The sequence below is a fragment of the Pseudomonas sp. R3-56 genome (assembly GCF_051132075.1).
GTDB lineage: Bacteria > Pseudomonadota > Gammaproteobacteria > Pseudomonadales > Pseudomonadaceae > Aquipseudomonas.
In genome coordinates, this window is record NZ_CP071657.1 from 4,380,001 (window position 1) to 4,406,987 (window position 26,987).

28 protein-coding genes are annotated in these 26,987 nt (G+C 61.3%); 17 read left to right on the plus strand and 11 right to left on the minus strand.

All coding sequences use genetic code 11. The features are described 5' to 3' along the window. The first annotated feature begins 179 nt into the window (after positions 1-179). Positions 180-1,067, plus strand: a complete 888-nt coding sequence (gene rhtA, locus J3P96_RS19740) for a threonine/homoserine exporter RhtA (RefSeq protein ID WP_434653102.1) — start codon at positions 180-182, stop codon at positions 1,065-1,067. Positions 1,068-1,234: 167 nt separating this feature from the next. Continuing rightward, a complete protein-coding gene (locus J3P96_RS19745; protein ID WP_434569278.1) occupies positions 1,235-1,516 on the plus strand; it encodes a hypothetical protein in 282 nt (93 codons plus the stop codon). An 8-nt stretch (positions 1,517-1,524) separates the two neighbouring features. On the opposite strand, the gene J3P96_RS19750 is transcribed toward J3P96_RS19745, so the two are convergent. Next, positions 1,525-2,094 (minus strand): TetR/AcrR family transcriptional regulator, encoded by a 570-nt coding sequence (locus J3P96_RS19750; RefSeq protein WP_434653104.1) that lies wholly within the window; start codon positions 2,092-2,094, stop codon positions 1,525-1,527. 89 nt (positions 2,095-2,183) lie between these two features. Between J3P96_RS19750 and J3P96_RS19755 the strand changes: the two genes are divergently transcribed. After that, positions 2,184-2,912: an SDR family oxidoreductase gene (locus J3P96_RS19755; RefSeq protein ID WP_434653106.1), complete on the plus strand. Its 729-nt coding sequence runs from the start codon at positions 2,184-2,186 to the stop codon at positions 2,910-2,912. A gap of 32 nt (positions 2,913-2,944) precedes the next feature. Continuing rightward, the gene (locus tag J3P96_RS19760) at positions 2,945-3,535 is read left to right on the plus strand and encodes a 2-hydroxychromene-2-carboxylate isomerase (protein ID WP_434653107.1); all 591 of its coding nucleotides are present in this window, start codon (positions 2,945-2,947) and stop codon (positions 3,533-3,535) included. 9 nt (positions 3,536-3,544) lie between these two features. On the opposite strand, the gene J3P96_RS19765 is transcribed toward J3P96_RS19760, so the two are convergent. The 5 genes from J3P96_RS19765 to J3P96_RS19785 form a co-directional block, all read right to left on the minus strand. Further along, positions 3,545-5,353, minus strand: a complete 1,809-nt coding sequence (locus J3P96_RS19765; protein ID WP_434653109.1) for an aminopeptidase P family protein — start codon at positions 5,351-5,353, stop codon at positions 3,545-3,547. A gap of 49 nt (positions 5,354-5,402) precedes the next feature. After that, entirely contained in the window at positions 5,403-6,569 is a 1,167-nt protein-coding gene (locus J3P96_RS19770) for a cysteine desulfurase family protein (RefSeq protein WP_434653111.1), read from the minus strand. Positions 6,570-6,731: 162 nt separating this feature from the next. After that, a complete protein-coding gene (locus tag J3P96_RS19775; protein ID WP_434569284.1) occupies positions 6,732-7,346 on the minus strand; it encodes a LysE family translocator in 615 nt (204 codons plus the stop codon). 96 nt (positions 7,347-7,442) lie between these two features. Next, the gene (locus tag J3P96_RS19780; protein ID WP_434603355.1) at positions 7,443-7,709 is read right to left on the minus strand and encodes a hypothetical protein; all 267 of its coding nucleotides are present in this window, start codon (positions 7,707-7,709) and stop codon (positions 7,443-7,445) included. Positions 7,710-7,774: 65 nt separating this feature from the next. Continuing rightward, positions 7,775-8,188: an antibiotic biosynthesis monooxygenase gene (locus J3P96_RS19785; protein ID WP_434653113.1), complete on the minus strand. Its 414-nt coding sequence runs from the start codon at positions 8,186-8,188 to the stop codon at positions 7,775-7,777. 92 nt (positions 8,189-8,280) lie between these two features. Here J3P96_RS19785 and soxR point away from each other — a divergent pair, with 92 nt between their 5' ends. From soxR to J3P96_RS19835, 10 genes are all read left to right on the plus strand, one after another. Then, positions 8,281-8,733 carry a redox-sensitive transcriptional activator SoxR gene (soxR, locus tag J3P96_RS19790; protein WP_434653115.1) on the plus strand — a complete coding sequence of 151 codons (453 nt, stop codon included), beginning with the start codon at positions 8,281-8,283 and terminating at the stop codon, positions 8,731-8,733. 281 nt (positions 8,734-9,014) lie between these two features. Then, a complete protein-coding gene (locus J3P96_RS19795; RefSeq protein ID WP_434653117.1) occupies positions 9,015-10,229 on the plus strand; it encodes a PepSY-associated TM helix domain-containing protein in 1,215 nt (404 codons plus the stop codon). Then, positions 10,226-10,768, plus strand: a complete 543-nt coding sequence (locus J3P96_RS19800) for a thiamine pyrophosphate-binding protein (protein WP_305495975.1) — start codon at positions 10,226-10,228, stop codon at positions 10,766-10,768. Before J3P96_RS19795 ends, J3P96_RS19800 begins: the two co-directional genes overlap by 4 nt. Further along, positions 10,765-11,091: a hypothetical protein gene (locus J3P96_RS19805; RefSeq protein WP_434569290.1), complete on the plus strand. Its 327-nt coding sequence runs from the start codon at positions 10,765-10,767 to the stop codon at positions 11,089-11,091. The genes J3P96_RS19800 and J3P96_RS19805 overlap by 4 nt, the downstream gene beginning before the upstream one ends. Further along, positions 11,088-11,663 (plus strand): DUF6162 family protein, encoded by a 576-nt coding sequence (locus tag J3P96_RS19810; protein WP_434653119.1) that lies wholly within the window; start codon positions 11,088-11,090, stop codon positions 11,661-11,663. Before J3P96_RS19805 ends, J3P96_RS19810 begins: the two co-directional genes overlap by 4 nt. 35 nt (positions 11,664-11,698) lie before the next feature. Further along, positions 11,699-12,628, plus strand: coding sequence for a metal ABC transporter substrate-binding protein (locus J3P96_RS19815; RefSeq protein ID WP_434569292.1), 930 nt, complete (start codon positions 11,699-11,701; stop codon positions 12,626-12,628). Next, positions 12,625-13,377, plus strand: coding sequence for a metal ABC transporter ATP-binding protein (locus tag J3P96_RS19820; protein ID WP_434653121.1), 753 nt, complete (start codon positions 12,625-12,627; stop codon positions 13,375-13,377). Before J3P96_RS19815 ends, J3P96_RS19820 begins: the two co-directional genes overlap by 4 nt. Further along, complete coding sequence (locus J3P96_RS19825) at positions 13,377-14,276, plus strand: metal ABC transporter permease (protein ID WP_434569294.1); 900 nt, start codon at positions 13,377-13,379, stop codon at positions 14,274-14,276. Before J3P96_RS19820 ends, J3P96_RS19825 begins: the two co-directional genes overlap by 1 nt. Next, the gene (locus J3P96_RS19830; protein ID WP_434653123.1) at positions 14,277-15,170 is read left to right on the plus strand and encodes a metal ABC transporter solute-binding protein, Zn/Mn family; all 894 of its coding nucleotides are present in this window, start codon (positions 14,277-14,279) and stop codon (positions 15,168-15,170) included. It begins immediately after the preceding gene. A gap of 347 nt (positions 15,171-15,517) precedes the next feature. Then, a complete protein-coding gene (locus J3P96_RS19835) occupies positions 15,518-16,465 on the plus strand; it encodes an IS110 family transposase (protein ID WP_434623735.1) in 948 nt (315 codons plus the stop codon). A gap of 195 nt (positions 16,466-16,660) precedes the next feature. Here J3P96_RS19835 and prpF read toward each other — a convergent pair whose 3' ends face one another. The 5 genes from prpF to J3P96_RS19860 all read right to left on the minus strand — a co-directional run bounded on the left by prpF (position 16,661) and on the right by J3P96_RS19860 (position 23,465). Continuing rightward, on the minus strand, positions 16,661-17,851 hold the full coding sequence (gene prpF / locus J3P96_RS19840) for a 2-methylaconitate cis-trans isomerase PrpF (RefSeq protein WP_434653125.1): 1,191 nt from the start codon (positions 17,849-17,851) through the stop codon (positions 16,661-16,663). A gap of 53 nt (positions 17,852-17,904) precedes the next feature. Then, positions 17,905-20,496, minus strand: a complete 2,592-nt coding sequence (gene acnD / locus J3P96_RS19845) for a Fe/S-dependent 2-methylisocitrate dehydratase AcnD (RefSeq protein WP_434653127.1) — start codon at positions 20,494-20,496, stop codon at positions 17,905-17,907. A 199-nt stretch (positions 20,497-20,695) separates the two neighbouring features. Further along, positions 20,696-21,823: a bifunctional 2-methylcitrate synthase/citrate synthase gene (prpC, locus tag J3P96_RS19850; RefSeq protein WP_434653129.1), complete on the minus strand. Its 1,128-nt coding sequence runs from the start codon at positions 21,821-21,823 to the stop codon at positions 20,696-20,698. Positions 21,824-21,864: 41 nt separating this feature from the next. Further along, positions 21,865-22,755 (minus strand): methylisocitrate lyase, encoded by an 891-nt coding sequence (prpB, locus tag J3P96_RS19855; RefSeq protein WP_434569298.1) that lies wholly within the window; start codon positions 22,753-22,755, stop codon positions 21,865-21,867. Next, entirely contained in the window at positions 22,752-23,465 is a 714-nt protein-coding gene (locus tag J3P96_RS19860; RefSeq protein WP_434653131.1) for a GntR family transcriptional regulator, read from the minus strand. Before J3P96_RS19860 ends, prpB begins: the two co-directional genes overlap by 4 nt. A 280-nt stretch (positions 23,466-23,745) precedes the next feature. Between J3P96_RS19860 and J3P96_RS19865 the strand changes: the two genes are divergently transcribed. Genes J3P96_RS19865 through J3P96_RS19875 form a run of 3 tightly spaced genes read left to right on the plus strand, consistent with a single transcriptional unit; the run spans position 23,746 to position 26,806 of the window. After that, positions 23,746-24,282 carry an ATP-dependent zinc protease family protein gene (locus J3P96_RS19865; RefSeq protein WP_434653133.1) on the plus strand — a complete coding sequence of 179 codons (537 nt, stop codon included), beginning with the start codon at positions 23,746-23,748 and terminating at the stop codon, positions 24,280-24,282. A 5-nt stretch (positions 24,283-24,287) separates the two neighbouring features. After that, positions 24,288-25,820: an inactive transglutaminase family protein gene (locus J3P96_RS19870; RefSeq protein ID WP_039593717.1), complete on the plus strand. Its 1,533-nt coding sequence runs from the start codon at positions 24,288-24,290 to the stop codon at positions 25,818-25,820. Beyond that, the gene (locus J3P96_RS19875) at positions 25,820-26,806 is read left to right on the plus strand and encodes an alpha-L-glutamate ligase-like protein (RefSeq protein WP_305495988.1); all 987 of its coding nucleotides are present in this window, start codon (positions 25,820-25,822) and stop codon (positions 26,804-26,806) included. The genes J3P96_RS19870 and J3P96_RS19875 overlap by 1 nt, the downstream gene beginning before the upstream one ends. Positions 26,807-26,987: the final 181 nt, after the last annotated feature.

A 26,987-nucleotide genomic window follows, 5' to 3' on the forward strand; every position in this document is an offset into this window, starting at 1 on the left:
TGCGCCGGAAGTGGGGCGAATTATAGACATCCAGAATTTGCCGTCAACCGTTATTTTCAGTTTTCAGCTGTATATGCGCAACTGAACCCCAGCCGTCATGTATGTAGACTGCGCCGATTGAAATGCGCACTATATTGCTCACCTTGTTTCCCTGCCCTACTTCTGGATGACACTCCGCAATGACTTCACCACATCGCAGCCTGGCAACCACCTTGTATCCGGTTGCCCTGCTACTAATAGCCATGGCATCCATCCAGTCTGGAGCCTCTCTTGCCAAAAGCATGTTCCCTGTAGTCGGTGCGCAAGGCACCACGGCGCTACGGCTCATTTTCGCAAGCCTTATCATGTTGATACTGCTGCGGCCGTGGCGAGCCAAACTTACCGCCCAATCCTTGCGCACGGTGATTGTCTATGGGCTGGCGCTCGGCGGCATGAACTTTCTCTTCTATATGTCGCTTCGTACCGTTCCACTGGGCATTGCAGTGGCTCTGGAATTCACCGGCCCCTTGGCAGTCGCTATCTATGCCTCGCGCCGGGCGATTGATTTTCTCTGGATCGCCCTGGCGGTGGTTGGCTTGCTCCTGCTCATACCCACCGGAGCCACCAGCGCGGGCATCGACCTGATCGGAGCCGGCTATGCATTGGGGGCGGGGGTCTGTTGGGCCCTGTATATCCTGTTTGGCCAGAAGGCCGGTGCGGACAATGGTGTGCAGACCGCTGCGCTCGGCGTCATGATCGCAGCCTTGTTCGTAGCCCCCATCGGCATCGTGCATGCCGGGACCGCTTTGCTGACCCCGAGCCTGATCCCTGTCGCCATTGGCGTCGCCATTCTGTCAACCGCCCTGCCCTATACGTTGGAAATGATCTCACTCACCCGCATACCAGCCCGCACCTTCGGCACACTGATGAGCGTCGAGCCTGCGGTCGGCGCGCTATCGGGGCTGCTGTTTCTCCAGGAGTATCTATCCCTGGCCCAATGGGCAGCCATAACCTGCATCATCCTCGCGTCGATCGGCGCTACGTTGACCATGGGCGACTCTGCCAAGCCCGCCATTGCCGCAGATTGATAACGTTCTAACGCAGGTCTGGTATTTATCGCGCATTTAGGCCATGTTTAGCCCCGTAACCTAATGTCAGACATGGATTTTTTCGTACAGGATGTCATGAACGCTTGAAGCGAAAGCGAACGCAGCCGTACGTAGGCATAAGATCCGCGGCGGCATTAAGGACGGGAATGAAACGAATCTTGATACTGATCGCCGTACTAGCGGTTACGGGCTGCGCGGCGACGTCGAAAACCGAAGTCAAACGCGGAAAAAAAGGCCTGCATATCAACTGCTCCGGCCTGTCCTCTTCCTGGGACCAGTGCCGGGCCAGCGCCGCCAACTCATGCGCGCCCAAAGGTTACAAAATCATCGCCAAATCAGGTGACGCCGTTGAGGAGCCTGGGGATTATCCTTTCGGGCTCAATCCAGCCGGATACACTAGCCGCAGCATGATCGTCATCTGCAAATAGGCGGCGCTTCAGTTGGACTGTCGTTCGGCCAGGCGATGGCTGATCTCGTCATGGCTGGACCTGAGAACCTCCTCCTGGAGCTCAGGCGCTGCCAGCATTCGCGCAACAACCAGCGCACCCACGCATTGAGACAGGATCGCCCAAGCGAGGCTATCGCTCTCAAGTATCCGCGCCCAGCTTTCGTGCAGGCGGCAGATCCAGCGTTGCGCGGCCTCACGCACCGACATATCCGAACGCGCAATCTCAGCCCCCAGAACCGGCAAGGCGCAACCAGCCTCGGGTTGCTCCACATGGCTCATGCTCAGGTACTGCTTGAGGCAACGCTCCAGTTTCATCGAGTCCATGACGCCGTTACCACTCAAGCGCTCCAGGCTCTGGCTCAACTCGCGCTCGACGATCGCCTTGAAAAGCTCATCCTTGGATGAAAAATGGCTGTAGAACGCCCCGCCGCTAAGACCGATCGCCTTCATCAGGCCATCTACCCCTACCGTCGAAAATCCTGATTTCTTGGCCGACATGGCACTGCTGGTCAGCAGTTTCTCTCGGGTTTCCATCTTGTGATTGGCTGAATAACGCATGTGCTTGCCTCTGGATGCTCATCTTGACGCTTGGCGAATCTTAGCATAACGTCCGTTTAGCTAACGATCGTTTACCAATGAGGCCAATCATGAATAACAAGAAGGTTGTACTGGTAGTGGGAGCTGGCGATGCTACTGGTGGCGCGATAGCCCGGCGTTTCGCTCGGGAAGGCTTCGCGGCCTGCGTCACTCGCCGCAACGCTGACAAGCTTGAAGCTTTGGTCGACGAAATCCGTACCCAGGGCGGTGAAGCCCACGGTTTTGCCTGCGACGCACGCAAGGAAGATGATGTGATCGCACTTATCGAGCAAATCGAGGAGCAGGTGGGCCCGATCGAAGCCTTTGTATTCAACATCGGCGCCAACGTGCCTTGCAGCATTCTCGAAGAGACGGCTCGCAAATATTTCAAGATTTGGGAAATGGCCTGCTTTTCAGGTTTCCTCAATGCTCGAGAAGTGGCCAGGCGCATGGTCAAACGTCAGCGCGGCACGATCCTGTTTACTGGCGCCACGGCAGGCTTGCGCGGGGCATCAGGGTTCGCCGCATTTGCGGGGGCCAAGCATGGCATCCGGGCCTTGGCCCAGAGCATGGCGCGAGAATTGGGGCCGATGAATATTCATGTAGCCCATGTGGTGGTGGATGGCGCCATCGACACCGACTTCATCCGCGATAATTTCCCGGAAAAATACGCAACCAGGGCCGAAGACGGCATCCTCGACCCGGAGCACATCGCCGAAAACTATTGGTACCTGCATACCCAGCCGCGGGATGCCTGGACCTTCGAACTGGATCTGCGCCCCTGGAACGAACGCTGGTAAGTCTCCCTCACAACAATAAGAGAAGCGTAGCCATGAACAGATCCGTCGAGTTTTTTTTCGACCTGGGCAGCCCGACCACCTACCTGGCCTATACCCAATTGCCCGCGCTCTGCGCTGAAACCCATAGCGAGCTCATCTATCGCCCCATGCTTCTGGGCGGCGTATTCAAGGCAACGGGCAACGCGTCGCCCGTTACCGTGCCGGCCAAGGGGCCTTATCTGTTCCAGGACTTGAACCGTTTCGCCAAGCGCTACGGTGTCGACTTCAAGCTCAACCCGCATTTTCCAATCAACACATTGCTATTGATGCGCGCCGTCACGGGCATGCAACTGCGTCATCCGGATCGTTTCGAGACTTTCACGAGCTGTCTGTTCCGGGCGCTCTGGGTGAATGCCCGCAACCTCAACGACCCGGCAACAGTCGCGGCCGTGCTGGACGAAGGGGGTTTCGACCCTGCCTATGTGCTTGCCCTTACAGCCGACGAGCAGGTCAAGGAAACACTAAGGAGCACAACCGAAGAGGCCGTGCGCCGAGGTGTGTTCGGTGCGCCGAGCATGTTTGTCGGCAACGAGATGTTCTTTGGCCAGGATCGCCTGGACTTCATCCGTGAAGCCCTCGGCTGATCCTATGCTTCAGATTGCCGCTGTCCGTGTGTTCAGCCATTGCAGCGCAGCACCATCGAGCAGCGGACTCAAGCGACGCTGAACCTCGCCGTGATAGGCGTTGAGCCAGTCCTTTTCGTCCTGGTTCAGCAACGACGGCTCAAGGCAGCGGGTATCGATCGGGCACAACGTCAGGGTTTCGAATGCGAGGAATTCGCCGAACTCGCTGCTGCCCGCCTCCCGGTTCAACACCAGGTTCTCGATACGAACACCCCAGCGACCCGGGCGATAAGTACCCGGCTCGATGGACGTGATCATGCCCGGCTGCATGGCGGTCTGGGGCGCGGCGGCAGCCTGATAGGCAATGACTTGCGGGCCTTCGTGGACGTTGAGGAAGTAGCCGACACCGTGGCCGGTGCCGTGACCGTAATCCACCTGTTCAGCCCAGATCGGCGCCCGGGCGATGGCATCCAGCAGAGGCGACAGAATGCCCTTGGGGAATTTGGCCCTAGACAAGGCAATCACGCCTTTGAGCACGCGGGTACAGTCACGCTTCTGCTCCGATGTCGGTGTCCCGACCGGCACCATGCGGGTGATATCGGTCGTACCGCCAAGGTACTGGCCGCCCGAATCGATCAACAGCAAGCCATCGCCCTCAATGACAGCGTGCGCCTCTTCGGTGGCGTGATAATGAGGCATCGCGCCATTGGCATTAAACGCTGCGATAGTGTTGAAGCTCAAGGAGACGAACTCCGGCCGGCGCTTGCGCGCTGCGGTCAGGTGCTCATCGATGGTCAGTTCAGTGATGCGCTCATGGCCCCAGGCACTTTCCAGCCAGGCAAAAAATTCGCAGAGCGCCGCTCCGTCCTGCTCCATGGCTCGACGGATGTGCTCGGCATCGGCCGGGCTTTTGCGCGATTTGGCCAGTGTTGTGGGGTTGAGCCCTTCGACCAGTTTCACGCCGCTGTCCAGATTGTCCAGCAAACCGACCGTGACCCGGGCCGGATCGACCTGCAGGCTCGCGCCGCTCGGCACCTCACGCAACGCAGTGGCCACTTCGCTGTAGTCGCGCAGCGTTACGCCGTCTTGCTCAAGAACAGAACGCAGCGCAGCGTCGACCTTGTTCAAGTCCACAAACAGCGTCGCCTGCTGCTGGCTGATCAGGGCAAAGGAGACGAATACCGGATTGAATGACACATCCGCGCCGCGCAGGTTGAACAGCCAGGCGATGTCGTCCAGGGTGGCGATGAAATGCCAATCCGCAGCACGCTCCTTAAGGGCTTCGCGCAACTGGGCGATTTTCTCGACACGACCGATCGTGGCTTGCGGCGGCAAATGCGCGTAGACCGGTTGATCAGGCAAGCTCGGACGATCGGTCCAGGCTTGTGCGAGCAGATCGATGTCGGTACGCAACCGTGCGCCACGCTCTTGCAGCTTGCTGCTCAGGGTCCGCGCCGATGCCACCGCCATGACCGCACCATCGACCGCTACCGCCCCCCCTTCAGGCGTGTTTTCGGCCAGCCACTCCAACGGCCCGGGCTTTCCGGGGATGAGTTTGACCAGCTCGATGCCGCTGCCTTCCAGTTCCCAGGTGGCTTGTTCCCAGTAACGACTGTCCGCCCAGACCCCGGCGAAATCCGCGGTCACGATCAATGTACCGACCGAGCCATGGAACCCGGACAACCATTGGCGCCCTTGCCAGTACCCCGGCAGATATTCCGAAAGATGCGGGTCGGCGGAAGGCACCAACAGCGCATGGATGCCCTCCTGGCTCATCAATTGGCGAATTCGGGCCAGGCGCTGGGGAACCTGTCCTGGGGTCGAAGGCTGGGTACTCATCATCACTCCTGCTAATCAATTTTATTTTTCGATGCCGAATGCGTTCGGCTCAGGGGGTTGCCGCCCAGAAGGCCGGCGCGGCAACACAGGCGGCCTTGATCAATCGCACCGCCTCATCAATATCCTGTTCGCTGGTAAAGCGGCCCAGGCTCAAACGAATGGTCCGCCCGGCCGCGCGTGCATCATGCCCAAGGGCGAGCAACACGTGGGATGGAGTGTTTTGCGCCGAGTTGCAAGCCGAGGTCGCGGAGAATGCCATCGATGCGCCCAGCGTCGCCGGGTTGAACTCACCTTCGTTGAACGTCAGGCTCACCGTATGGGGAATGCGACAGTTGGCACTGCCATTCATACACACACCGGGCAAGGCCAGCAGAGGTTCAAGCAAACGATTGCGCAGTCGGGCGATGTCGGCGAGCTCTTCATCAAAGGACTGCGCCGCCAGCTCGAATGCCGCGCCCATCGCGGCAATCTGATGGGTCGCCAAGGTCCCGGAGCGCAAGCCACCTTCATGACCGCCGCCATGGATCTGGGCCGACAGCCGCGGGCGCGCGCGATCACCGACATAAAGTGCGCCGATCCCCTTGGGGCCATAGATCTTGTGTGCGGAAAACGACATCAAGTCCACCGGCCACCGGGCCAGGTCGATGCTCACTTTTCCCGCCCCCTGGGCCGCGTCCATATGAAACAACGCGCCATGCTCTCGAACGATCTCGCCAATGGCGATGGCGTCATTGACCGTGCCCAACTCGTTATTGACCAGCATCAGCGACACCAGAAAAGTGTCTTCGCGGAGCGCCTCGCGAACCGCTTGCGGGTCGATCAGGCCATCGGCGCCCGGCGCCAGCCAGGTTACCGCGACGCCACTTTCCTCGAGCTGCCTGACCGTATCGAGAACGGCCTTGTGTTCGATCAGGCTGGTAATGACGTGGCCGCCACGCGGTTCACGCGCCTGGGCCACGCCCTTGAGGGCCAGGTTATTGGATTCGGTGGCGCCGGAAGTCCAGACGATTTGTCCGGCTTGAGCCCCCACCAACCGAGCCACCTGCTGGCGCGCCAGCTCCACCGAGCGCCGGGCCTCCCGGCCGAAGGCATGGGAGCTGGAGGCCGGGTTACCGAAGTTACCGTCGAAACCCAGGCATTGGACCATGACCTGGATCACGCGCTCATCCACCGGGGTGGTGGCGGCGTAATCAAAATACAAAGGACGCTTATTCATAAGGAAGCTCGCAGAATCTGTTCCAAGACCAGATGCCCTCGTTGGGTTCGAGACATAGCTTTAACTGATCAAGACCTTAAAAGAAGTCGGACTTCATTTAAAAGTGCGTAGGAACGCTCCTGAAACAGCGAGCTTAGCAGGCATCGCGTTGAAGCTCAGCCCTTAACTCACGCTTTCGAGCAACAACGGATACAGCGACGCGACCAACAGCAGCGCCATGCCCCAGTTGAAGACACGCAGCCACCGGCGATCCTGCAACAAGTTGCGCAGCAGGCTGCCGCAGACTACCCACAGGCTGACGCTAGGCAGGTTGATCAACGCAAACACCGCCGCGATCACCACCACATTGAAAAAGTAACCTTGCAGAGGCGTATAGGTGCTGATGGCGCCGATGGCCATGATCCAGGCCTTTGGGTTGACCCATTGGAACGCTGCTGCGCCCCAGTAGCTGATCGGCTTGTTCTCACCCGCGCCGCCGTCCGAGACAGGACCGGAGTGGGCGATTTTCCAGGCCAGGTATATCAAATATGCCGCACCGACGTAGCGCAGCACGGTGTAGAGCAGCGGATATGTCTGGAACACCGCGCCCAGCCCAAGGCCCACCGCCAGGACCAGGGAAAAGAAGCCGCAAGTGATGCCGAGCATGTGCGGGATGGTCCGGTTGAAGCCGAAATTCACACCCGAGGCCAGCAACATGGTGTTGTTGGGGCCGGGCGTTATCGAGGTCACCAGGGCAAACAGGGCGAAGCCCAGCAGCAGGTCAAGCGAGAGGGTCATGGCAGGTCAATCCGTCGGGGCAGTCAGGAGTTGACCCTACCCCACGTCCCGGCGCAAACCCATGGACAGTTAGGCAAAACTTCTGGCGGTACAGTCTCAGCTCGACCGGCCCGGTGCCTGGACTGTCTGCTCGGCGCTCATCTCGCCGCGCTCGTCGAAGCCGACGTTTTTCTGCGAAGGACCGAGCAATTCGGCTTTCTTCGCATGGTATTCATCAAACGAAAGCCCCCGGCGATTCAAGGCTTCGAGGGCCAGCTCACGGGATTCCTCGGCGGTGTAAGGACGCAGCTCCGGGGACGACGAAGCGCAACCGCTCAATACGGTGACAGTCAACAGCAACAAGACAGCAAGGATACGATTCATGGCGGGTGTCCGATGTTCAGTTGGGCGATGAACAAAGGCTACCCGCCGGCACTTGGCGGCAGAAATCAACGCTTTTGATAATGGGTATCGCCCTCTCGGATCTCCCGTTGCGCTTGGTTGACCAACGGGCAATGCAGCGCATCGTCCAGGCTGCGCTCGATGTTGCGCAGCACCTGGAACGAGCCAAACGTCACCGCTTTGGCCCGATGCGCCTGGATGAACTGCCAGAAACTTTCCTCACCATTCTCAACGCTGCGGAACGCCGCTTCACCCGCCTCGCGGGTTTGCCATTGCAGGTAATTAAGCACCCGACGCCCGTCCTCGCTGACCTGGATACTGGCATTGAGGAAACCCGAATGATTACGAGCCAGGCGCTCGGTCTGCGCTGACAGGGCGTTGACCAGCGTCTGCTGCCACTGAGGCTCGATGTCGAACTCGATCAACTGCGTGAAGCTGCGATGACCACTTGGCGATTGCATGAAAAGTCCCCCGTTCAGGTAAGGCGGATCTTGCGATCCAAAGGCCTGCAGGGTAAAACCTCCAGTTAAGTCAAGGTCAAGCGGTGATTCAGGTGACGACGTCCATCAACATTCACAAGGAACTGACCGTCGGCCAGGTCGCCGCCCGCAGCGGCGTGGCGGTCACCGCGCTGCACTTCTATGAAACCAAGGGCCTGATCAAAAGCACGCGCAACCCGGGCAACCAACGTCGTTACCCCCGGGCCGTCCTGCGGCGCGTGGCGCTGATCAAAGTCGCCCAGCGCCTGGGCATCCCCCTGGCGGAAATTGGCGAGGCGCTGAAAAACCTGCCGGACAACCGTGCGCCCACGGCGGCCGACTGGAAGAACCTGTCAGCGCAGTGGAGTCGGAACCTGGATGAGCGGATCAACCAGCTGATCGCATTGCGAGACCGGCTCGACGGTTGTATCGGCTGCGGTTGCCTGTCGATGGAACATTGTCCGCTGCGCAACCAGGGTGATGTGCTCGGCAAGCGTGGGCCAGGGGCGCATTTGCTGGAGTCCTGAGACGTTCGTCGGCCTATGAGTCCCGCCGTGGTTGCGTGGAAGATGCTTGGGGCCGCTGCGCAACCCAGCGGGAGCGAGCTCCCTCGCCACCAGAAGACCGAGCGCCTGTTCGAGAACGCGAAACATTTTCTTTCATCTTCCCTTTCAGGATTCCGGCTGCTCGTTCGTCTTAATTAGATGCAGCAGGCCGCGTCGGCAAAAGCCACGGCCGGCTTTTCCAGGTTTCATGGTGTTGCGAAGCCCGCGACACGGAACCTTTCATCGAATCAAGACGCTCAATCATGTCGAAGAAGTCCCGCTCCAAACTCTGGTTCCTGGTTCACAGCTGGCTGGCGTTGCCCATCTGGTTTTTCGTTCTGATCGTTTGCGTCACCGGTACCCTGGCTGTGGTCAGCCAGGAGATCGTCTGGCTGGTCAATCCGGAAATGCGCGCCAGCAAGCCCGCCGATGATGCGCCGTTGCTCAGCTACGACGAGGTCGTTGCCGCCATCAGGCAAGCCCAGCCCCTGACTCAGGTGCAAAACATTGTGCGTCCGGACGAGTCGCACTTCGCCCTGGAGGTCAAGGTCACCTACCCCGACGGTCGCCCCGACACTGTTTACGTCAACCCCTACAGCGGCGTCATCCAGGGCTCGGCACCGGCCTTCAACTTCAGGGGGTTCACCCGTGCATTGCATGGCTGGTGGCTGGTGCCGTTCACCAACGGCTACAGCTGGGGCTGGTACCTGGTGTCCTTCCTCGGCCTGCCGATGCTCGCGTCGTTGGTGACTGGGCTGGTTGTCTATAAACGTTTCTGGAAAGGTTTTTTCAGCCCGACCCTGCGTATTCGCCATGGCGCGCGTATTTTCTGGGGCGATTTCCATCGGCTCAGCGGCATCTGGTCGATCTGGTTCATTGCCGTCATTTCCATCACCGGCACCTGGTTCCTGATCGAGGCCACGCTGGCCGATAACGGCATTTCCATCTCCAGTGCTCCGGTCGTCCCGGTGGTGGCCCGGGAAAACGTTCCGCTGTCGACGGGTGGTACGCCTCCGCCGCAACTGAACCTGGACCGCGCCATTGAAATTGCCCAGCAGCGGATCCCGGGCCTGGAAGCGAGTTTCGTCAGCCTGCCCGGCAATGCCTACAGCCACCTGGAAGTCGGCGGACGCGGCTGGTATCCGCTGATGTACCAGACGGCGACCATCAATCCCTACAACGGTGATGTCGACGCTTCCCGATTGTTGTCGGACCGCACGGCGCTGGAGTTCGTGACCGAATCCATGCGCCCGCTGCACACCGGGGATTTCGGTGGCCTCTGGATCAAGCTCATCTGGTGTTTCTTCGGCCTGGTGCTGAGCATGATGGTCCTCAGCGGCCTGCTGATCTGGACCAAACGCACGGCGCTGGCGACCGCCAACGCCCTCAAGCGCAACCAGAAACCTGTGCGGCCAGCCCAAACCACGCCGCAACTGCAGCCTTCCATGCACCGTGACTCACCGGAGGGCAGCCTGTGAACCCGTCCACTACGACAACATCACCGTCACGCCTGGGCCAGTTCTGGCATAAATGGCGCTTCCATATCAACGTGCTGTTGCTGCTGATTCCCCTGGGTTTCATGCCCAAGTACCTGTCGGAGGCCGCGTTGTTCCGAGGCGACGGCGGGCTTGGCGAGCGGGAAGTCGGCGAAGTCCAGGTGGGCCCCTGGAGCTTGCGCCTGGCGGAGTTTCGCAACGAAGCGCCACGTACCCAGGGCCCCGCCGGACCGATGAAACACTTCAACGCCGCCCTGTGCCAGCGCTGCATCAGCGAGGTTAAAGCCACCTATCTGCGCATCGGCAAGCCCCGCAGCCTGCGGGCCGCCGGGGTGATTTTCTTCGGCTCGCCCTATCGCATGGGCGCCTTGTTGCCGGTGCCGAAAAAGACCCAGCCAGACGCCGAACTATGGATCACCCTCGAAGGCTGGGACGGCTCGATGCATCAAGCTTCCATCCCCCTGAGCCAGGCCTCCCCGGCCACCGTCGCCTGGTTGCAATCCCAAGGAGCCCGACCATGAACCTCCGCGCCTCTTTCAACAGCCTGGCGCTGCTGCTCTGCGCAGGCTTGAGCACCAGCGCCCTGGCCCACAATCCAATGTGCGAATGCAAGGCTATCGACGCTGAACAGATCCAGTGTACTGGCGGTTTTTCCGATGGCAGCGGCGCCCCCGGAGTGACGCTGGACGTGATCGGCTACGACGAAACCATCCTGGTCCCCGGCAAGCTCGGCGCCGACTCGACGTTGACCTTCAAGAAACCCAACGCCGAGTTCTACGTACTTTTTGACGCCGGCCCCGGCCACGTCGTGGAAATCGACCAAGCCGACATCGAGGCCCCATGAGCGCACCCACCACCCAGGTCATCCGCCCCGCCGGTGCCGGCCATGAAACCCTGTATGTATTGTTGCTGTGCCTGATTATCCTGCTGGGCGCCGGTTCGGTCGTGGCCTGGCATGGCGAAACCCGGGATGTTGCCCACCTGGACGCCCATCAGCTGGACGCACGCCGCGACCTCAGCGCCGCCGAGCAAGGCATTTATGCCGATCTGCGGGTGACACTGGATGAGATCCGGATCCTGCGCGAGAGCGAACCGGCCCTCCCAGGCCCGCAAGCCCTGGCCGATGAAGGCTTCGCCCCGTTCGCCCAAGACGCCAGTTCCGTCAGCCGCGGCGGCCACGCCTGGCAATTGCTGGCAGACCGAGCCTACTTCGGCGCGAGCGCCAATTCGTCCGTCGCAGGCTCCTTTCTGATGCGCATCAGCGAAGTGCCCGATGCGTCCCCGGACATCTGGCTCAACCGCGGCAATCCTCCAACCACCCCTACCACGTTGGACGACGCCGCTTTGTCCGCCGCCGGCTGGCAACAGATCGTCGCGCAATTCGACGCTGGCGTAACCCGCCAGCATCGGCATTGACCCCACGCCTTCACTCCAGAGAAGACCGCTTGCCCATGTCTATTGCACCTTCACGCCGCCCCTTGCTGCGCCTGCTGCTGATTGGCCTGCTCGCCTGCCTGTTCACTCCCATGGCCAGCGCCGAAACGGCCAAGCGCCTGCGCATCGGCATCACCCTGCACCCTTATTACAGCTACGTGGCCAACATCGTCGGCGACAAGGCCGAGGTGGTGCCGTTGATCCCGGCCGGCTTCAACCCTCACGCCTATGAACCCCGCGCCGAGGACATCAAGCGCATCGGCGGGCTCGATGTGATCGTGCTCAACGGCGTGGGTCACGACGATTTCGCCGACCGCATGATCGCCGCCAGCGAAACCCCGGACGTGAAGGTGATCGAGGCCAACGAGAACGTCCCCTTGCTCGCCGCCACCGGCACCGCGGCGCGGGGCGCGGGCAAAGTCGTCAATCCGCATACGTTCCTGTCCATCAGCGCCTCCATTGCCCAGGTCAACAACATCGCCCGGGAACTGGGCAAGCTCGACCCGGACAACGCCAAGACCTATACGCAGAACGCCCGGGCCTACGGCAAGCGCCTGCGGCAGATGCGCGCCGCCGCCCTGGCCAAGCTGACCCAGGCGCCGAACGCCGAGCTGCGGGTCGCCACGGTACATGCCGCCTACGATTACCTGCTGCGCGAATTCGGCCTGGAAGTGACTGCCGTGGTCGAGCCGGCCCATGGCATCGAGCCAAGCCCCAGCCAGTTGAAAAAGACCATCGACCAGCTGCGTGAGTTGGACGTGAAGGTGATCTTCTCGGAGATGGATTTTCCATCCACCTACGTCGACACCATCCAGCGTGAATCGGGAGTGAAGCTGTACCCCCTGTCGCACATTTCCTACGGCGACTACAGCGCCGAGAAATACGAAAAGGAAATGACCGGCAACCTCGACACCGTGGTCCGGGCGATCCAGGAGTCCGGCGCATGACGGCTCAGGAACCCCTCATCCAGCAACATGTCGGCCCGATGATCGAGTTCGCCGACATCAGCCTGAACCTTGGGCGCACCGCGATTCTCGACAATGTCGCCTTTCAGGTACAAGCCGGCAGCATCCATGCACTGGTCGGCCCCAACGGCGGCGGCAAGAGTTCGCTGATCAAGACCTTGCTTGGACAGATGCCGCACCAGGGGCGCTTGAGCCTGCAATGGCCGGGCGAACCCGGCGTCATCGGCTACGTGCCCCAGGCGCTGGAATTCGACCGGGGCCTGCCCATGACGGTGGACGACTTCATGGCGGCCATGTGTCAGCGGCGCCCCGCCTTCCTCGGTTTGAGCAAGCATTATGCTGGCGCCATCGGTCAGGCCCTCGAACGGGTCGGCCTGCAGGACAAGCGCAAGCGACGCATGGGCGCGCTGTCCGGTGGCGAGCGTCAGCGGGTATTGCTGGCCCAGGGATTGATCCCGCCGCCGCAACTGCTGGTACTGGATGAACCCATGTCGGCTTTGGACGAGGCCGGCATCCAGGTATTCGAACGCTTGCTGCAGGACTGGCGCCAGGCCGGCATTACCGTGCTCTGGATCGAGCACGACCTGGAAGCCGTCGGACGCCTGGCCGATCACGTCACCGGGATGAATCGACGGGTGTTGTTCGACGGCCCGCCGCGCCAGACCCTGACCCCGGAACGGCTGCTGACGCTGTTTTCGACCCATCCACGTGCCAACGGGAGCGCCGCCTGATGAGTTATGAAGCCTTCCGCCTGATGGTCCAGGGTTGGGCCTCCTCCGGTTACCTGCCCGAGGCGCTGGCCTATGGTTTTGTGGTCAACGCCTTGCTGGCCGGGCTGTTGATCGGCCCGGTGCTGGGCGGCCTCGGCACGCTGGTGGTGGTCAAGCGCTTTGCGTTTTTCTCCGAAGCGGTGGGCCATGCCGCCTTGACCGGCGTGGCCGTCGGCATCCTGCTCGGCGAACCCTACACCGGGCCCTACGGCAGCCTGTTCGGCTACTGCCTGCTGTTCGGCATCCTGCTCAATTACCTGCGCAACCGCACCGGCCTGGCCCCGGATACGTTGATCGGCGTCTTCCTCTCGGTGTCCCTGGCCCTGGGCGCGAGCCTGCTGCTGATCCTGGCGGGCAAGATCAATGTGCACATCCTGGAAAACGTGCTGTTCGGCTCAGTGCTGACGGTCAACGGCAATGATCTCGCGGTGCTGGCGGTGGTCGGTTCGCTGGTGATGGCGCTGGCGCTGCCGCTGTACAACCGGATCATGCTCGCCAGCTTCAACCCGCAGCTGGCGGCGGTACGCGGGGTGGCGGTCAAGACGCTGGACTATCTGTTCGTGGTCCTGGTGACGCTGATCACCGTGGCGGCGGTGAAAGTCATCGGCGCGATCCTGGTGGGTGCGTTGCTGGTGATTCCGGCCGCGGCCGCGCGTTTGCTCAGCCAATCGTTGAAGGGTTTTTTCTGGTGTTCGGTGCTGATCGCGACCGTCAGCACTTTATGCGGGATCCTGGCGCCGATCGTTTTCGACCTGCCGATCCCGTCCGGTGCCGCAATCATTCTGGTGGCCGGCATCGCCTTCGCCCTGAGCGCCATCGCCCGTGGCGTCGTCCCCCATCTGAAAGGGAATCTTGGATAAATGGTTTTTTCATTACGACAATTGGTCTGGGCTCTCGCCCTCGGCGGCGCAGTGATCACCTCGCCGATGGCCGCCGAAAAGATCCAACTATTGGCCTCGCTGCCCGTCACCTACGGATTGGGCGAGGCCTTGCTCAAGGGCACCGACGTCAGCCTGGCCCGGGCCGCTCCGGACAATCTTCCCGGCACCCGGCAAAGCGCCTATTTCAGTGGCCGTGGCGCCCCGGCCCTGAGCAAGCTGGCCGGCGAGGCCGACGCGGTGATCGGGCTGCGTTCGCTCTGGCCGGACGATCCGCTGTACCCCATGGCCCGACGCAGCAATATCCGTATCGTTGAAATCGACGCTGCTCGTCCGGTGGACGGCGCCCTGCCCGGCATCGCCATACAGCCGGGCATGACCGACGGCCTGGCGAGCCAGCCGTGGATGGCCAGCCACAATCTGGGGCGGATGGCCGACGTGATCGCTGCTGATCTGGTGCGCCTCGTCCCGGCGGACAAACCGAAAATCGATGCCAACCTGGCGGCACTCAAGCAGCGCCTGCTCAAGCTCAGCGCCGACAGTGAAAAGCGCCTCGCCAGCGCCGACAACCTGAGCGTGGTCAGCCTGAGCGAGCACTTCGGTTACTTGATCAGTGGCTTGAACCTGGATGGCATCAGCACCGATGCCCGGCCCGACGCCGAATGGACAGCCGAAGCCCTGAAGCAGCTTACAGCCACGCTCAAGGAAAACGATGTCGCACTGGTGCTGCATCACCGACAGCCGTCGGAAGCTGTGAAAGCGGCCATCGCCAAAGGCGGTAGCCAACTGCTGGTGCTGAGCACCGACGGTGCCGATCCGGTGGCGGAACTGGAAAACAACGTGGGGCTGGTCGTCACCGCACTGACGAAAGGCTGACAAAAGGCCCCCTGTGGGAACGAGGGCGGACCTGGATTCCGGGCCCGCTGGAAATCCCTTGTGGGAGCGAGCTTGCTCGCGATGACGCCAGCACATCCGACTTTGATGCCAGCTGACACGCCGCCATCGCGAGCAAGCTCGCTTGTATGGTAGGACTTGAAGGGAGGAGGAGGGACTAGGCTCGATTCTGACTGTTAGCCGCAGTACAGACCGTGGGAGATTTCGCCCCTCCTCCTTTCACCCAAGCGCCGATAAAGAATGCATCTGGCCTAGACCGACGATAGGAACAAGCCTGCGCCTCTGGGTGAACCCTTCAAGTGTTCAAACCTTAGCCCGGAGGATTTTCAATGGCAATGCCCGTCGCCACCGCCCAGCCGATCGTAGGTGTGGATGTCGCCAAAGATGAGTTGGTGATTTATCACGCCCAATCCGATCGACTCGAAACGATCCCCAACACCAAAGCTGATATCAAAAAGTGGCTCAAGGCATTACCTGCGCCAGTGGATGTCGCCATCGAAGCCACCAATATCTATCACCAGGACTTCGCCGATCTGGCTTATGCGCATGGCTGTGTGATTTATATGATCGGCGGTTACGAACTCAGTCATTACCGCAAAGGGGTGAAAGTGCGCGCTAAAACCGATGCGCTGGATGCTCGGTTGTTGGCTCGCTACTTGAACAACGAAGGCCACCAGTTGCACCCTTGGTCCCCGCCATCGCCCCTGTATTGCAGGCTTATAAGCCTTTTCCGGCGACGCGCAGCCTTGGTTCAGGCGCGTGTCAGCCTCAAGCAAAGCTGGTCGAACGAACCGTTGCTCAAAACGGCCTTTGAGAACCAGATAAAGGCCATGCAAAGACTCGAAATTTTGCTTGAGAAAACAATCCAGACGCAGTTGGATGCAGCCGGTTTGGGCAGTCAGCTCAAGCGCTGCATGAAAGTCGAAGGCATCGGTCTGTTAAGCGGTGCCCGTTTGCTCACGTCGTTTCAACGTGGAGATTTCAGAAATGCCGATGCCTTCATCGCTTTTCTGGGTCTGGACCTGCGCATATCGGACTCGGGAAAAAAGAAGGGACGCCGCTGCCTGTCTAAGCGAGGTGATCCGGAGGCACGCCGATTGATGCACAACGCCGCGATGTCGGCGAGTCGCACAGCGGCGTGGAAGGGTTTTTACGAGGGTTTGAGGTCCCGAGGGCTCAGCACAACCGAGGCATTGGTAGCGCTGGCCCGCAAGCTTGCCCGAGTGGTATTCGCTCTGTTGAAGAACCAGAGCGAATACTTACCAAAAGGCATTTAGGGGCTAGTCCTGCACCATAGAATCTCCCACATTTTGATTGAGGGCAGACCTGGATTCCGGGCCCGCTGGAAATCCCCTGTGGGAGCGAGCCTGCTCGCGAAGGCGTCGACACATCCACCATCAATGCCAACTGACACACCGCTTTCGCGAGCAGGCTCGCTCCCACAGGTTTTGTGTTATTTCTCAAGCGACGAGTTAGAAAACATCCCCCGGCACCCGCACAAACCCTTCCATCAACACCCGCGCGCTGCGGCTCATGATGGCTTTTTTCACGGTCCATTCGCCATTGACTACGCTCGCCTCGGCGCCGACGCGCAAGGTGCCGGACGGGTGGCCGAAGCGCACCGCGTTGCGTTCGATGCCACCGGCCGCGAGGTTGACCAGGGTGCCGGAAATCGCCGCGGCGGTGCCGATAGCGACGGCGGCCGTGCCCATCATGGCGTGGTGCAGCTTGCCCATGGACAACGCCCGAACCAGTAAGTCGACGTCACCTGCCGCCACGGTTTTACCGCTGGATGAAAGGTAATCCGCGGGCGGCGCGACAAACGCGACTTTCGGCGTGTGCTGGCGCTGGGCAGCTTCGTCCAGGTGCTTGATCAGGCCCATGCGCAACGCGCCATGGGCACGAATCGTTTCAAACATCGCCAGCGCCTTGGGATCGCCGTTGATGGCGCCCTGCAATTCGGTGCCGGTGTAACCGACATCCCGGGCGTTGATGAATATCGTCGGAATGCCTGCGTTGATCAGCGTCGCCTTGAGCTTGCCGACACCGGGCACTTCCAGGTCGTCCACCAGGTTGCCGGTAGGAAACATCGAGCCACCGCCGCCCTCCTCCTCGGCCGCCGGGTCCATGAACTCCAGCTGCACCTCAGCGGCCGGAAAAGTCACGCCGTCGAGTTCGAAGTCACCGGTTTCCTGCACCCCGCCATCGGTGATCGGCACATGGGCGATGATCGTCTTGCCGATGTTCGCCTGCCAGATCCGCACCACGGCCATACCGTTCTGCGGGATACGGCTGGCATCCACCAGACCGCTACCGATGGCAAACGCCCCCACCGCCGCCGACAGGTTGCCGCAGTTGCCGCTCCAGTCCACGAACGGCTTGTCGATGGACACCTGGCCGAACAGGTAATCGACGTCGTGATCGGCCCGGGTGCTCTTGGACAGGATCACGGTCTTGCTGGTGCTGGACGTCGCACCGCCCATGCCATCGATCTGCTTTTCGTACGGATCGGGGCTACCGATCACCCGCAGCAGCAGCGCATCCCGGGCCGGGCCGGGAACGCGCGCTGCTTCGGGCAGGTCTTGCAGGCTGAAGAACACGCCTTTGCTGGTGCCGCCACGCATATAGGTCGCGGGGATCTTGATTTGAGGCGAGTGAGCCATGTGCTCCAACTCCTGAAAAAAAGGGTGGCCAGAAAACCGGCCACCCGAGCGATTTAAACGGCAATCGCCGATTCAAGGAAATCCTGGGCGAAGCGTTGCAGCACGCCCCCGGCTTCATAGATCGACACTTCCTCGGCGGTATCGAGGCGGCAGGTCACCGGCACTTCGACGCGTTCAGCATTTTTGCGCGTGATGACCAGGGTCAGCGTCGCCCGCGGGGTGCGCTCGCCGATCACGTCATAGACTTCGCTGCCGTCGATGCCAAGCGTCTTGCGATCCGTGCCGGGTTTGAACTCCAGCGGCAACACGCCCATGCCCACCAGGTTGGTACGGTGGATGCGCTCGAAACCTTCGGCGACGATCGCCTCGACACCGGCCAGGCGCACGCCCTTGGCCGCCCAGTCCCGGGACGAACCCTGGCCGTAGTCGGCGCCGGCGATGATGATCAACGGCTGCTTGCGTTCCATGTAGGTTTCGATGGCTTCCCACATGCGCATGACCTTGCCTTCCGGTTCGACCCGAGCCAGGGAGCCCTGCTTGACCTTGCCGTCCTCAACGACCATTTCGTTGAACAGTTTCGGGTTGGCGAAGGTTGCGCGCTGGGCGGTCAGGTGATCGCCGCGGTGGGTCGCGTAGGAGTTGAAGTCTTCTTCCGGCAGGCCCATTTTTGCCAGGTATTCACCCGCCGCACTGTCGAGCATGATGGCGTTGGACGGCGACAGGTGATCGGTGGTGATGTTGTCCGGCAGCACCGCCAGCGGACGCATGCCCTTGAGCGGCCGCGCACCGGCCAATGCGCCTTCCCAATACGGCGGACGACGGATATAGGTGCTTTGCGGGCGCCAGTCGTACAGCGGGGTCACTTTCGGCCCGGTGTCTTCCTGGATGGCGAACATCGGGATGTACACCTGGCGGAACTGCTCGGGTTTCACCGAAGCCTTGACCACCGCGTCGATTTCCTCGTCGCTCGGCCAGATGTCCTTGAGGCGGATTTCCCGGCCGTCCACCACACCCAACACATCCTTCTCGATGTCGAAACGGATGGTCCCGGCGATGGCATAAGCCACCACCAATGGCGGCGACGCCAGGAACGCCTGCTTGGCGTACGGGTGAATACGCCCGTCGAAGTTGCGGTTGCCCGACAACACCGCAGTGGCGTACAGGTCACGGTCGATGATTTCCTGCTGGATCACCGGGTCCAGCGCGCCGGACATGCCGTTGCAGGTAGTACAGGCGAACGCGACCACGCCAAAACCCAGTTGCTCGAGTTCAGACGTCAGGCCCGCTTCATCCAGGTACAACGCGACGGTTTTCGAGCCTGGTGCGAGGGATGACTTGACCCACGGCTTGCGGGCCAGGCCCAGGCGATTGGCGTTGCGCGCCAGCAAACCGGCGGCGATCACGTTGCGCGGGTTGCTGGTGTTGGTGCAACTGGTGATCGCCGCGATGATCACCGCGCCGTCGGGCATTTGCCCGGGCACATCGTCCCACTGGCCGGAAATGCCTTTGGCGGCCAGATCGGACACCGCGACACGGGCGTGCGGGTTGCTCGGACCGGCCATGTTGCGCACCACCGAGGACAGGTCGAAGGTCAGACCGCGCTCATATAACGCGCCTTCCAGGCTGTCGGCCCAGAGGCCGGTGGTCTTGGCGTAACGTTCGACCAACTGCACTTGCTGGTCTTCGCGGCCGGTGAGTTTCAGGTAATCGATCGTCTGCTGATCGATATGGAACATTGCTGCCGTGGCGCCGTATTCCGGAGCCATGTTGGAGATCGTCGCGCGATCCCCCAAGGTCAGGGCGCGGGCGCCTTCGCCGAAGAACTCCAGCCAGGCCCCGACGACTTTCTGCTTGCGCAGGAATTCGGTCAGCGCCAGCACCATGTCGGTGGCAGTGATGCCCGGTTGCAACTTGCCGGTCAGCTCGACGCCGATGATTTCCGGCAGACGCATCCACGAGGCGCGACCGAGCATGACGCTTTCGGCTTCCAGGCCACCGACACCGATCGCGATCACACCCAGGGCATCGACGTGAGGCGTGTGGCTGTCGGTGCCTACGCAAGTGTCGGGGAACGCCACGCCGTCACGCTGCTGGATGACGGGAGACATTTTTTCCAGGTTGATCTGGTGCATGATCCCGTTGCCCGGCGGGATCACGTCGACGTTCTTGAAGGCCTTCTTGGTCCAGTTGATGAAGTGGAAGCGGTCTTCGTTGCGGCGGTCTTCGATGGCGCGGTTCTTGGCGAACGCCTGCGGATCAAAACCGGCGCTCTCTACCGCCAACGAGTGGTCGACGATCAGTTGGGTCGGCACCACCGGATTGACCTGCGCCGGGTCGCCGCCTTGCAGGGCGATGGCGTCGCGCAGGCCGGCCAGGTCGACCAATGCGGTCTGGCCGAGGATGTCATGGCAGACCACGCGCGCCGGGAACCAGGGGAAATCCAGGTCGCGCTTGCGCTCGATCAGTTGCAGCAGCGATTCGCGCAGCGTCGCCGGATCGCAGCGGCGCACGAGGTTTTCCGCCAGCACGCGGGAGGTGTACGGCAGGCCATCGTAGGCGCCAGGCCGAATGCCATCCACGGCGGCGCGAACGTCGAAATAATCCAGCGATGTGCCGGGCAGCGGTTTGCGAAATTCTGTGTTCATCGTCAGGACTCGGGTCACGGTGGTTTCAGGAGGGGGCGCAGCCATTGAAGTGAACTCGGTCCAGTGTGGGAGCGGGCTTGCTCGCGAATACGGTGTATCAGCCGACATCAATGTTGAATGTCAGTCCGTCTTCGCGAGCAAGCCCGCTCCCACAAGGGGTTTTCGGTTCCTTCAGTTCCGGCGGCTAGAACCCTCCAGCTCAGCGTCGTTCGATTGGCACGAACTTGCGCTGTTCGACGCCGGTGTATTCGGCGCTCGGTCGGATGATGCGGTTGTTGGCGCGTTGTTCGAACACATGGGCGGCCCAGCCGGTCAGGCGCGAGCAGACGAAGATCGGCGTGAACAGCTTGGTCGGGATGCCCATGAAGTGGTACGCCGAGGCATGGTAGAAATCGGCGTTGGGGAACAATTTCTTCTGCTCCCACATGGTCTTGTCGATAGCTTCGGAAACCGGGAACAGCACCGTGTCGCCGACTTCATCGGCGAGCTTTTTCGACCAGCCCTTGATCACCTCGTTGCGCGGGTCGTTGTCCTTGTAGATGGCATGGCCGAAGCCCATGATCTTGTCCTTGCGCGCGAGCATGCCGAGGGTGCCCTCGATGGCTTCTTGCGGCGAGCTGAAACGCTCGATCATTTCCATCGCCGCCTCGTTGGCGCCGCCGTGCAACGGGCCGCGTAGCGAGCCGATGGCAGCGGTGATGCAGGAGAACAGGTCGGACAATGTCGAAGCACAAACCCGCGCGGTAAAGGTCGAGGCGTTGAACTCATGCTCGGCGTAGAGGATCAGCGACACGTTCATCACCTTGACGTGCAGCTCGCTCGGCTTTTTGCCGTGCAGCAGATGCAGGAAGTGGCCGCCAATGGAGACTTCGTCGGTTACGCATTCGATGCGCTGGCCTTCGTGGCTGAAGCGATACCAGTAGCACATGATCGCCGGGAACGCGGCCAGCAGACGATCGGTCTTGTCGTGCTGCTGGGAGAAATCCTGCTCGGGCTCCAGGTTGCCGAGGAACGAGCAGCCCGTGCGCATCACATCCATCGGATGGGCGTCGGCGGGAATGCGTTCCAGCACTTCTTTCAAGGCTTCGGGCAGGTCGCGCAACTGGCGCAGTTTGCCCGTGTAGGCGTCCAGCTGTGCCTGGGTCGGCAGCTCGCCGTACAGCAGCAGGTAGGCCACCTCTTCGAATTGCGCGTCAGCCGCCAGGTCGCGAACGTCGTAGCCGCGATAGGTCAGCCCGGCGCCTGACTGGCCCACGGTGGACAAGGCGGTTTGTCCGGCCACCTGGCCACGGAGCCCGGCGCCACTGAGTACTTTTGCTTCGGCCATGTTGCTGTCTCCATTTTCTTGAATTTGTAGGGAGTCGCGCCTTACTTTTTCGCGGCGAACAACGCGTCGAGCTTCTGCTCGAAGGTGTGGTAGTCGATGCGATCGTAAAGCTCCATGCGGGTCTGCATGGTGTCGATGACGTTCTGCTGGGTGCCATCGCGACGGATGGCGGTGTAGACATTTTCGGCGGCCTTGTTCATCGCACGGAACGCCGACAGCGGGTACAGCACCAGGGAAACGTCGGCCCCGGCGAGTTGTTCGGTAGTGTAGAGCGGGGTCGCGCCGAATTCGGTGATGTTGGCCAGGATCGGCGCTTTCACGCGGCTGGCGAACAGCTTGTACATGTCGAGTTCAGTGATCGCTTCCGGGAAAATCATGTCGGCACCGGCCTCGATGCACGCGGCGGCGCGGTCCAGGGCCGACTCCAGGCCTTCCACTGCCAACGCATCGGTACGCGCCATGATCACAAAACTGTCATCGGTACGGGCGTCGACGGCAGCCTTGATGCGATCGACCATCTCTTGTTGCGAGACGATTTCCTTGTTCGGCCGATGGCCGCAACGCTTGGCGCCGACCTGGTCCTCGATATGAATCGCCGCCGCGCCGAACTTGCTCATCGACTTGACCGTGCGCGCCACATTGAACGCCGAGGAGCCGAAGCCGGTGTCCACGTCCACCAACAACGGCAGGTCGCACACGTCGGTGATGCGGCGCACATCGGTGAGCACGTCATCCAGGCCGGTGATGCCCAGGTCCGGCACGCCGAGGGAACCGGCCGCCACGCCGCCACCCGACAGGTAGATCGCCTTGAAGCCGGCGCGCTTGGCCAGCAGCGCATGGTTGGCGTTGATGGTGCCGACCACTTGCAATGGATGCTCGGCGGCGACCGCATCGCGAAAACGCTGGCCTGGCGTGCTCTTGCTGGAACTCATGACTCACCTCGTTGAGTGGCGGCGCTGTCCTGGAAATGACGCGCAATGTTGCGTTTGGAGACGCCGATGTGCCGGCGCATCAATAATTCGGCCAGTTCGCCGTCACGGTCGGCGATGGCATCGAGAATCCGGTGGTGCTCGGCAAAAGCCTGGCGCGGACGGTTCGGCGTGGTGGAAAACTGGATGCGGTACATGCGCACCAGTTGATACAGCTCGCCGCAGAGCATTTGGGTGAGGGTGCGATTGCCGCTGCCCTGGATGATCCGGTAGTGGAAGTCGAAATCGCCTTCCTGCTGGTAATAACCGACGCCGGCCTGGAACGCCGCATCGCGCTCGTGGGTTTCCAGCACCCGACGCAGTTCGTCGATTTCTTCCTGGGTCATGCGCTCCGCCGCGAGGCGACAGGCCATGCCCTCCAGGGATTCGCGAATTTCGTAGAGTTCCAGCAGCTCGGCATGGCTCAGCGAGACCACCCGCGCGCCAACATGGGGAATGCGCACCAGCAGCCGCTGGCCTTCCAGGCGATGGATCGCCTCGCGCAGCGGCCCGCGACTGATGCCGTAGGTGCGGGCCAGCTCGGGTTCGGAGATCTTGCTGCCGGGGGCAATTTCACCCTTGACGATGGCAGCCTGGATACGCCGGAAGACGTTCTCGGACAGCGTCTCGGCATCTTCCTGGACGAGGACCGGCGTTTCGAGCTGATCGAGCATATTGTCGACACCTTTAAAATCAATACGGCAAAAACTACCCTCTGACACCCTTAACGTCAAAACAAAAATATGGATTGTCGACAATCGTCTAATAACGGTCCCAGACATAACCCCTCGTTTCGAAGTGTCGTAGCCTCCGGCCAGCGGTGGCGTCAGAAAACCACCGTGCTAGAATGCCGCCGCAATTGCCGCTCTCCCTATATAGAGAAGGCAACCTAGGGAGCTTGTGCAGTAATGCCAGGGCCTGAACCGAAAAACGGAACGCTGCGCACCAGGATCTATGACACTCAAGCCCTTATCTGCCGCCCTATGCTTTATCTGCCTGCCAGGGATTGCCGCGGCGGGTGAAAAAACCGTGTACGGCCTCAACGAATATGCAGCCCTGCAGGGCATTGACCTGGAGGTCGCGGCCAAGCTCGACACCGGTGCCAAGACCGCCTCCCTCAGCGCCCGTGACATCAAGCGTTTCAAGCGCAACGGCGAATCCTGGGTGCGTTTCTACCTGGCCATCGACGCGGCCCATTCGCACCCCATCGAACGCCCGCTGGCGCGGGTCAGCAAGATCAAGCGCCGCGCCGGTGACTACGACCCGGAAGAAGGCAAGAAATACACGGCCCGGCCGGTCATCGAACTGAATATCTGCATGGGCTCGGCCCTGCGCAGCATCGAAGTGAACCTGACCGACCGTAGCGCCTTCCAATACCCGTTGCTGATCGGCTCCGAAGCGCTCAAGCGTTTCGACGCGCTGGTCGATCCCAGTCTCAAATACGCTGCCGGCAAACCCGCCTGCGCCAATGCCGCTCATACCGCAGAGTAATTCCAATGCGCTCCCTTACCCTCCATCTGAAAATGCTGATCGCCATCCTGGTGGTGCTGGGCCTGTCAGTGACGGCCTATCAGATTTTCGTGCTCGGCATTCCGGTGACCGAAGACGCCACCGATGACCTGTGGAATATCGATGCCAAGGTCGAGTTCGTGCCCAACGCCAAGGATCCGGTGAAGATCCAGATGTTCGTGCCGCCCCTGAGCCGCGACTACGTCAGCCTCAACGAGAGCTTCATCTCCAACAATTACGGCGTAGCGGTGAACCGCGTCGACGGCAACCGCAAGGTGACGTGGTCGGCCCGGCGCGCCAAGGGCAACCAGACCCTTTATTACCGCCTGGTGCTGACCAAGCGCTACAGCGCCGAGAAAACCAAGGTCAAGGGCCCGACCTTCCGCGACAGCATCGCCGTCGAAGGGCCGGAAAAACTCGCCGCCGAAGCGCTGCTGGCGCCGATCCGCCAGCATTCGGCCGACGTCGAAACGTTCATCAGCGAAGCCATCAAGCGGGTCAACAACCTCAACGACGACAACGTCAAGCTGTTGCTGGCCGGCGACCCGTCTTCGAGCAACAAGGCCAGAATCGTCGAACTGGTACTGTCCATTGCCCACGTGCCGGTCGAGAAGGTCCACACCATCCGCCTGGTGGCCGACCAGCCGCAGACGCCCGAGCTGTGGCTGCGCAGCTTCAACGGCACCGACTGGCTGTACTTCAACCCCGACACCGGCGAGCAAGGTCTGCCCACCGACCGCCTGCTGTGGTGGACCGGCGATGAAAACCTGATCACCGTCGATGGCGGCAAGAAAGCCACCGTCACGTTCAGCATGAACAACAGCGAAATGAACGCCATTCGCCTGGCCAAGCTGACGGACGAGAACACCGACGCCAACTTCCTCGAATACTCGCTCTACGGCCTGCCGCTGCAAACCCAGCAGACCTTCATGATCATGGTGATGATCCCGATCGGCGTGCTGGTGATCCTGGTGTTGCGCAACCTGATCGGCCTGCAAACCCTCGGGACGTTCACCCCGGTGCTGATCGCCCTGGCCTTCCGCGAAACCCAACTGGGCTTCGGCATCATCCTGTTCACGGTGATCACTACCCTGGGCCTGTCGCTGCGTTCCTACCTGGAGCATCTCAAGCTGCAAATGCTGCCGAGGCTTTCGGTGGTGCTGACGTTCGTGGTGGTGCTGATCGCCGCCATCAGCCTGTTCAGCCATAAGCTGGGCCTGGAGCGTGGCCTGTCGGTGGCATTGTTCCCGATGGTGATCCTGACCATGACCATCGAACGCCTGTCCATCACCTGGGAAGAGCGCGGCGCCGGCCATGCGATGAAAGTCGCCATCGGCACCCTGTTCGCCGCGTCCCTGGCGCACCTGATCATGAGCGTCCCGGAGCTGGTGTACTTCGTGTTCACGTTCCCGGCGATCCTGCTGATCCTGGTGGGTTTCATGCTGGCCATGGGTCGTTATCGCGGCTACCGCCTGACCGAGCTGGTGCGGTTCAAGGCTTTCGTCAAGGCTGATTCCTGATGTTCGGCCTCTGGAAGACCTGGAAGGCCCTGGAAGCCCGGGGCATCATGGGCATCAACCGGCGTAACGCCGATTATGTGCTCAAGTACAACAAGCGCAGCCTTTACCCGATCGTCGATGACAAGATCATCACCAAGGAACGGGCTATCGCGGCCGGCATTCATGTGCCGGAGCTGTACGGAGTGATCTCCACCGAGAAGGAAATCGACAAGCTCGACGGGATCATCGGCGGACGCACCGACTTCGTCATCAAGCCGGCCCAGGGCGCCGGCGGTGATGGCATCATCGTTATTGCCGACCGCTTCGAGGGCCGCTATCGAACCGTGTCCGGGAAGATCATCAGCCACGAGGAAATCGAGCATCACATCTCCAGCATCCTCACCGGCCTGTATTCCCTCGGCGGACACCGTGACCGGGCGCTGATCGAGTACCGCGTGACGCCGGACCAGATCTTCAAGAGCATCAGCTACGAAGGCGTACCGGATATCCGCATCATCGTACTGATGGGCTACCCGGTGATGGCCATGCTGCGCTTGCCGACCCGCCAGTCCGGCGGCAAGGCCAACCTGCACCAGGGCGCCATCGGCGTCGGCGTCGACCTCGCCACCGGCCTGACCTTGCGCGGTACCTGGCTGAACAACATCATCACCAAGCACCCCGACACCACCAACGCGGTGGACGGCGTGCAACTGCCCTACTGGGACGGCTTCATGAAACTGGCCGCCGGTTGCTATGAACTGTGCGGGCTGGGCTACATCGGCGTCGACATGGTGCTGGACCAGGAAAAAGGCCCGTTGATCCTGGAACTGAACGCCCGCCCAGGGCTGAACATCCAGATCGCCAACGACTGCGGCCTGACCCTGCGCACCCACGCCGTGGAAGCACGCCTGGAAGAACTCAAGGCCAGGGGCGTCACCGAAACCGTGGAAGAGCGCGTGGCGTTTGCCCAGGAATTGTTCGGGCATATTCCGCCGGTTGAGGGGTGAGGCTGAGGTTTGAAGGGGGAAGAAAGTCGAGGGTCAAAAGTTGAACCCTGTGGCGAGGGAGCTTGCTCCCGCTGGGTTGCGAAGCAGCCCCAAAGCCCGGCACCTCGGTGCATCAGGTTGATCGCGTTCATCTGAACAAGGGGCTGCTGCGCAACCCAGCGGGAGCAAGCTCCCTCGCCAC

Coding starts and splice junctions, on each gene's coding strand:
- rhtA (WP_434653102.1), top strand. CDS start 180: ATGACTTCACCACATCGCAGCCTGGCAACCACCTTGTATCCGGTTGCC.
- J3P96_RS19745 (WP_434569278.1), top strand. CDS start 1,235: ATGAAACGAATCTTGATACTGATCGCCGTACTAGCGGTTACGGGCTGC.
- J3P96_RS19750 (WP_434653104.1), bottom strand. CDS start 2,094: ATGCGTTATTCAGCCAATCACAAGATGGAAACCCGAGAGAAACTGCTG.
- J3P96_RS19755 (WP_434653106.1), top strand. CDS start 2,184: ATGAATAACAAGAAGGTTGTACTGGTAGTGGGAGCTGGCGATGCTACT.
- J3P96_RS19760 (WP_434653107.1), top strand. CDS start 2,945: ATGAACAGATCCGTCGAGTTTTTTTTCGACCTGGGCAGCCCGACCACC.
- J3P96_RS19765 (WP_434653109.1), bottom strand. CDS start 5,353: ATGAGTACCCAGCCTTCGACCCCAGGACAGGTTCCCCAGCGCCTGGCC.
- J3P96_RS19770 (WP_434653111.1), bottom strand. CDS start 6,569: ATGAATAAGCGTCCTTTGTATTTTGATTACGCCGCCACCACCCCGGTG.
- J3P96_RS19775 (WP_434569284.1), bottom strand. CDS start 7,346: ATGACCCTCTCGCTTGACCTGCTGCTGGGCTTCGCCCTGTTTGCCCTG.
- J3P96_RS19780 (WP_434603355.1), bottom strand. CDS start 7,709: ATGAATCGTATCCTTGCTGTCTTGTTGCTGTTGACTGTCACCGTATTG.
- J3P96_RS19785 (WP_434653113.1), bottom strand. CDS start 8,188: ATGCAATCGCCAAGTGGTCATCGCAGCTTCACGCAGTTGATCGAGTTC.
- J3P96_RS19795 (WP_434653117.1), top strand. CDS start 9,015: ATGTCGAAGAAGTCCCGCTCCAAACTCTGGTTCCTGGTTCACAGCTGG.
- J3P96_RS19805 (WP_434569290.1), top strand. CDS start 10,765: ATGAACCTCCGCGCCTCTTTCAACAGCCTGGCGCTGCTGCTCTGCGCA.
- J3P96_RS19810 (WP_434653119.1), top strand. CDS start 11,088: ATGAGCGCACCCACCACCCAGGTCATCCGCCCCGCCGGTGCCGGCCAT.
- J3P96_RS19815 (WP_434569292.1), top strand. CDS start 11,699: ATGTCTATTGCACCTTCACGCCGCCCCTTGCTGCGCCTGCTGCTGATT.
- J3P96_RS19820 (WP_434653121.1), top strand. CDS start 12,625: ATGACGGCTCAGGAACCCCTCATCCAGCAACATGTCGGCCCGATGATC.
- J3P96_RS19825 (WP_434569294.1), top strand. CDS start 13,377: ATGAGTTATGAAGCCTTCCGCCTGATGGTCCAGGGTTGGGCCTCCTCC.
- J3P96_RS19830 (WP_434653123.1), top strand. CDS start 14,277: ATGGTTTTTTCATTACGACAATTGGTCTGGGCTCTCGCCCTCGGCGGC.
- J3P96_RS19835 (WP_434623735.1), top strand. CDS start 15,518: ATGGCAATGCCCGTCGCCACCGCCCAGCCGATCGTAGGTGTGGATGTC.
- prpF (WP_434653125.1), bottom strand. CDS start 17,851: ATGGCTCACTCGCCTCAAATCAAGATCCCCGCGACCTATATGCGTGGC.
- acnD (WP_434653127.1), bottom strand. CDS start 20,496: ATGAACACAGAATTTCGCAAACCGCTGCCCGGCACATCGCTGGATTAT.
- prpC (WP_434653129.1), bottom strand. CDS start 21,823: ATGGCCGAAGCAAAAGTACTCAGTGGCGCCGGGCTCCGTGGCCAGGTG.
- prpB (WP_434569298.1), bottom strand. CDS start 22,755: ATGAGTTCCAGCAAGAGCACGCCAGGCCAGCGTTTTCGCGATGCGGTC.
- J3P96_RS19860 (WP_434653131.1), bottom strand. CDS start 23,465: ATGCTCGATCAGCTCGAAACGCCGGTCCTCGTCCAGGAAGATGCCGAG.
- J3P96_RS19865 (WP_434653133.1), top strand. CDS start 23,746: ATGACACTCAAGCCCTTATCTGCCGCCCTATGCTTTATCTGCCTGCCA.
- J3P96_RS19870 (WP_039593717.1), top strand. CDS start 24,288: ATGCGCTCCCTTACCCTCCATCTGAAAATGCTGATCGCCATCCTGGTG.
- J3P96_RS19875 (WP_305495988.1), top strand. CDS start 25,820: ATGTTCGGCCTCTGGAAGACCTGGAAGGCCCTGGAAGCCCGGGGCATC.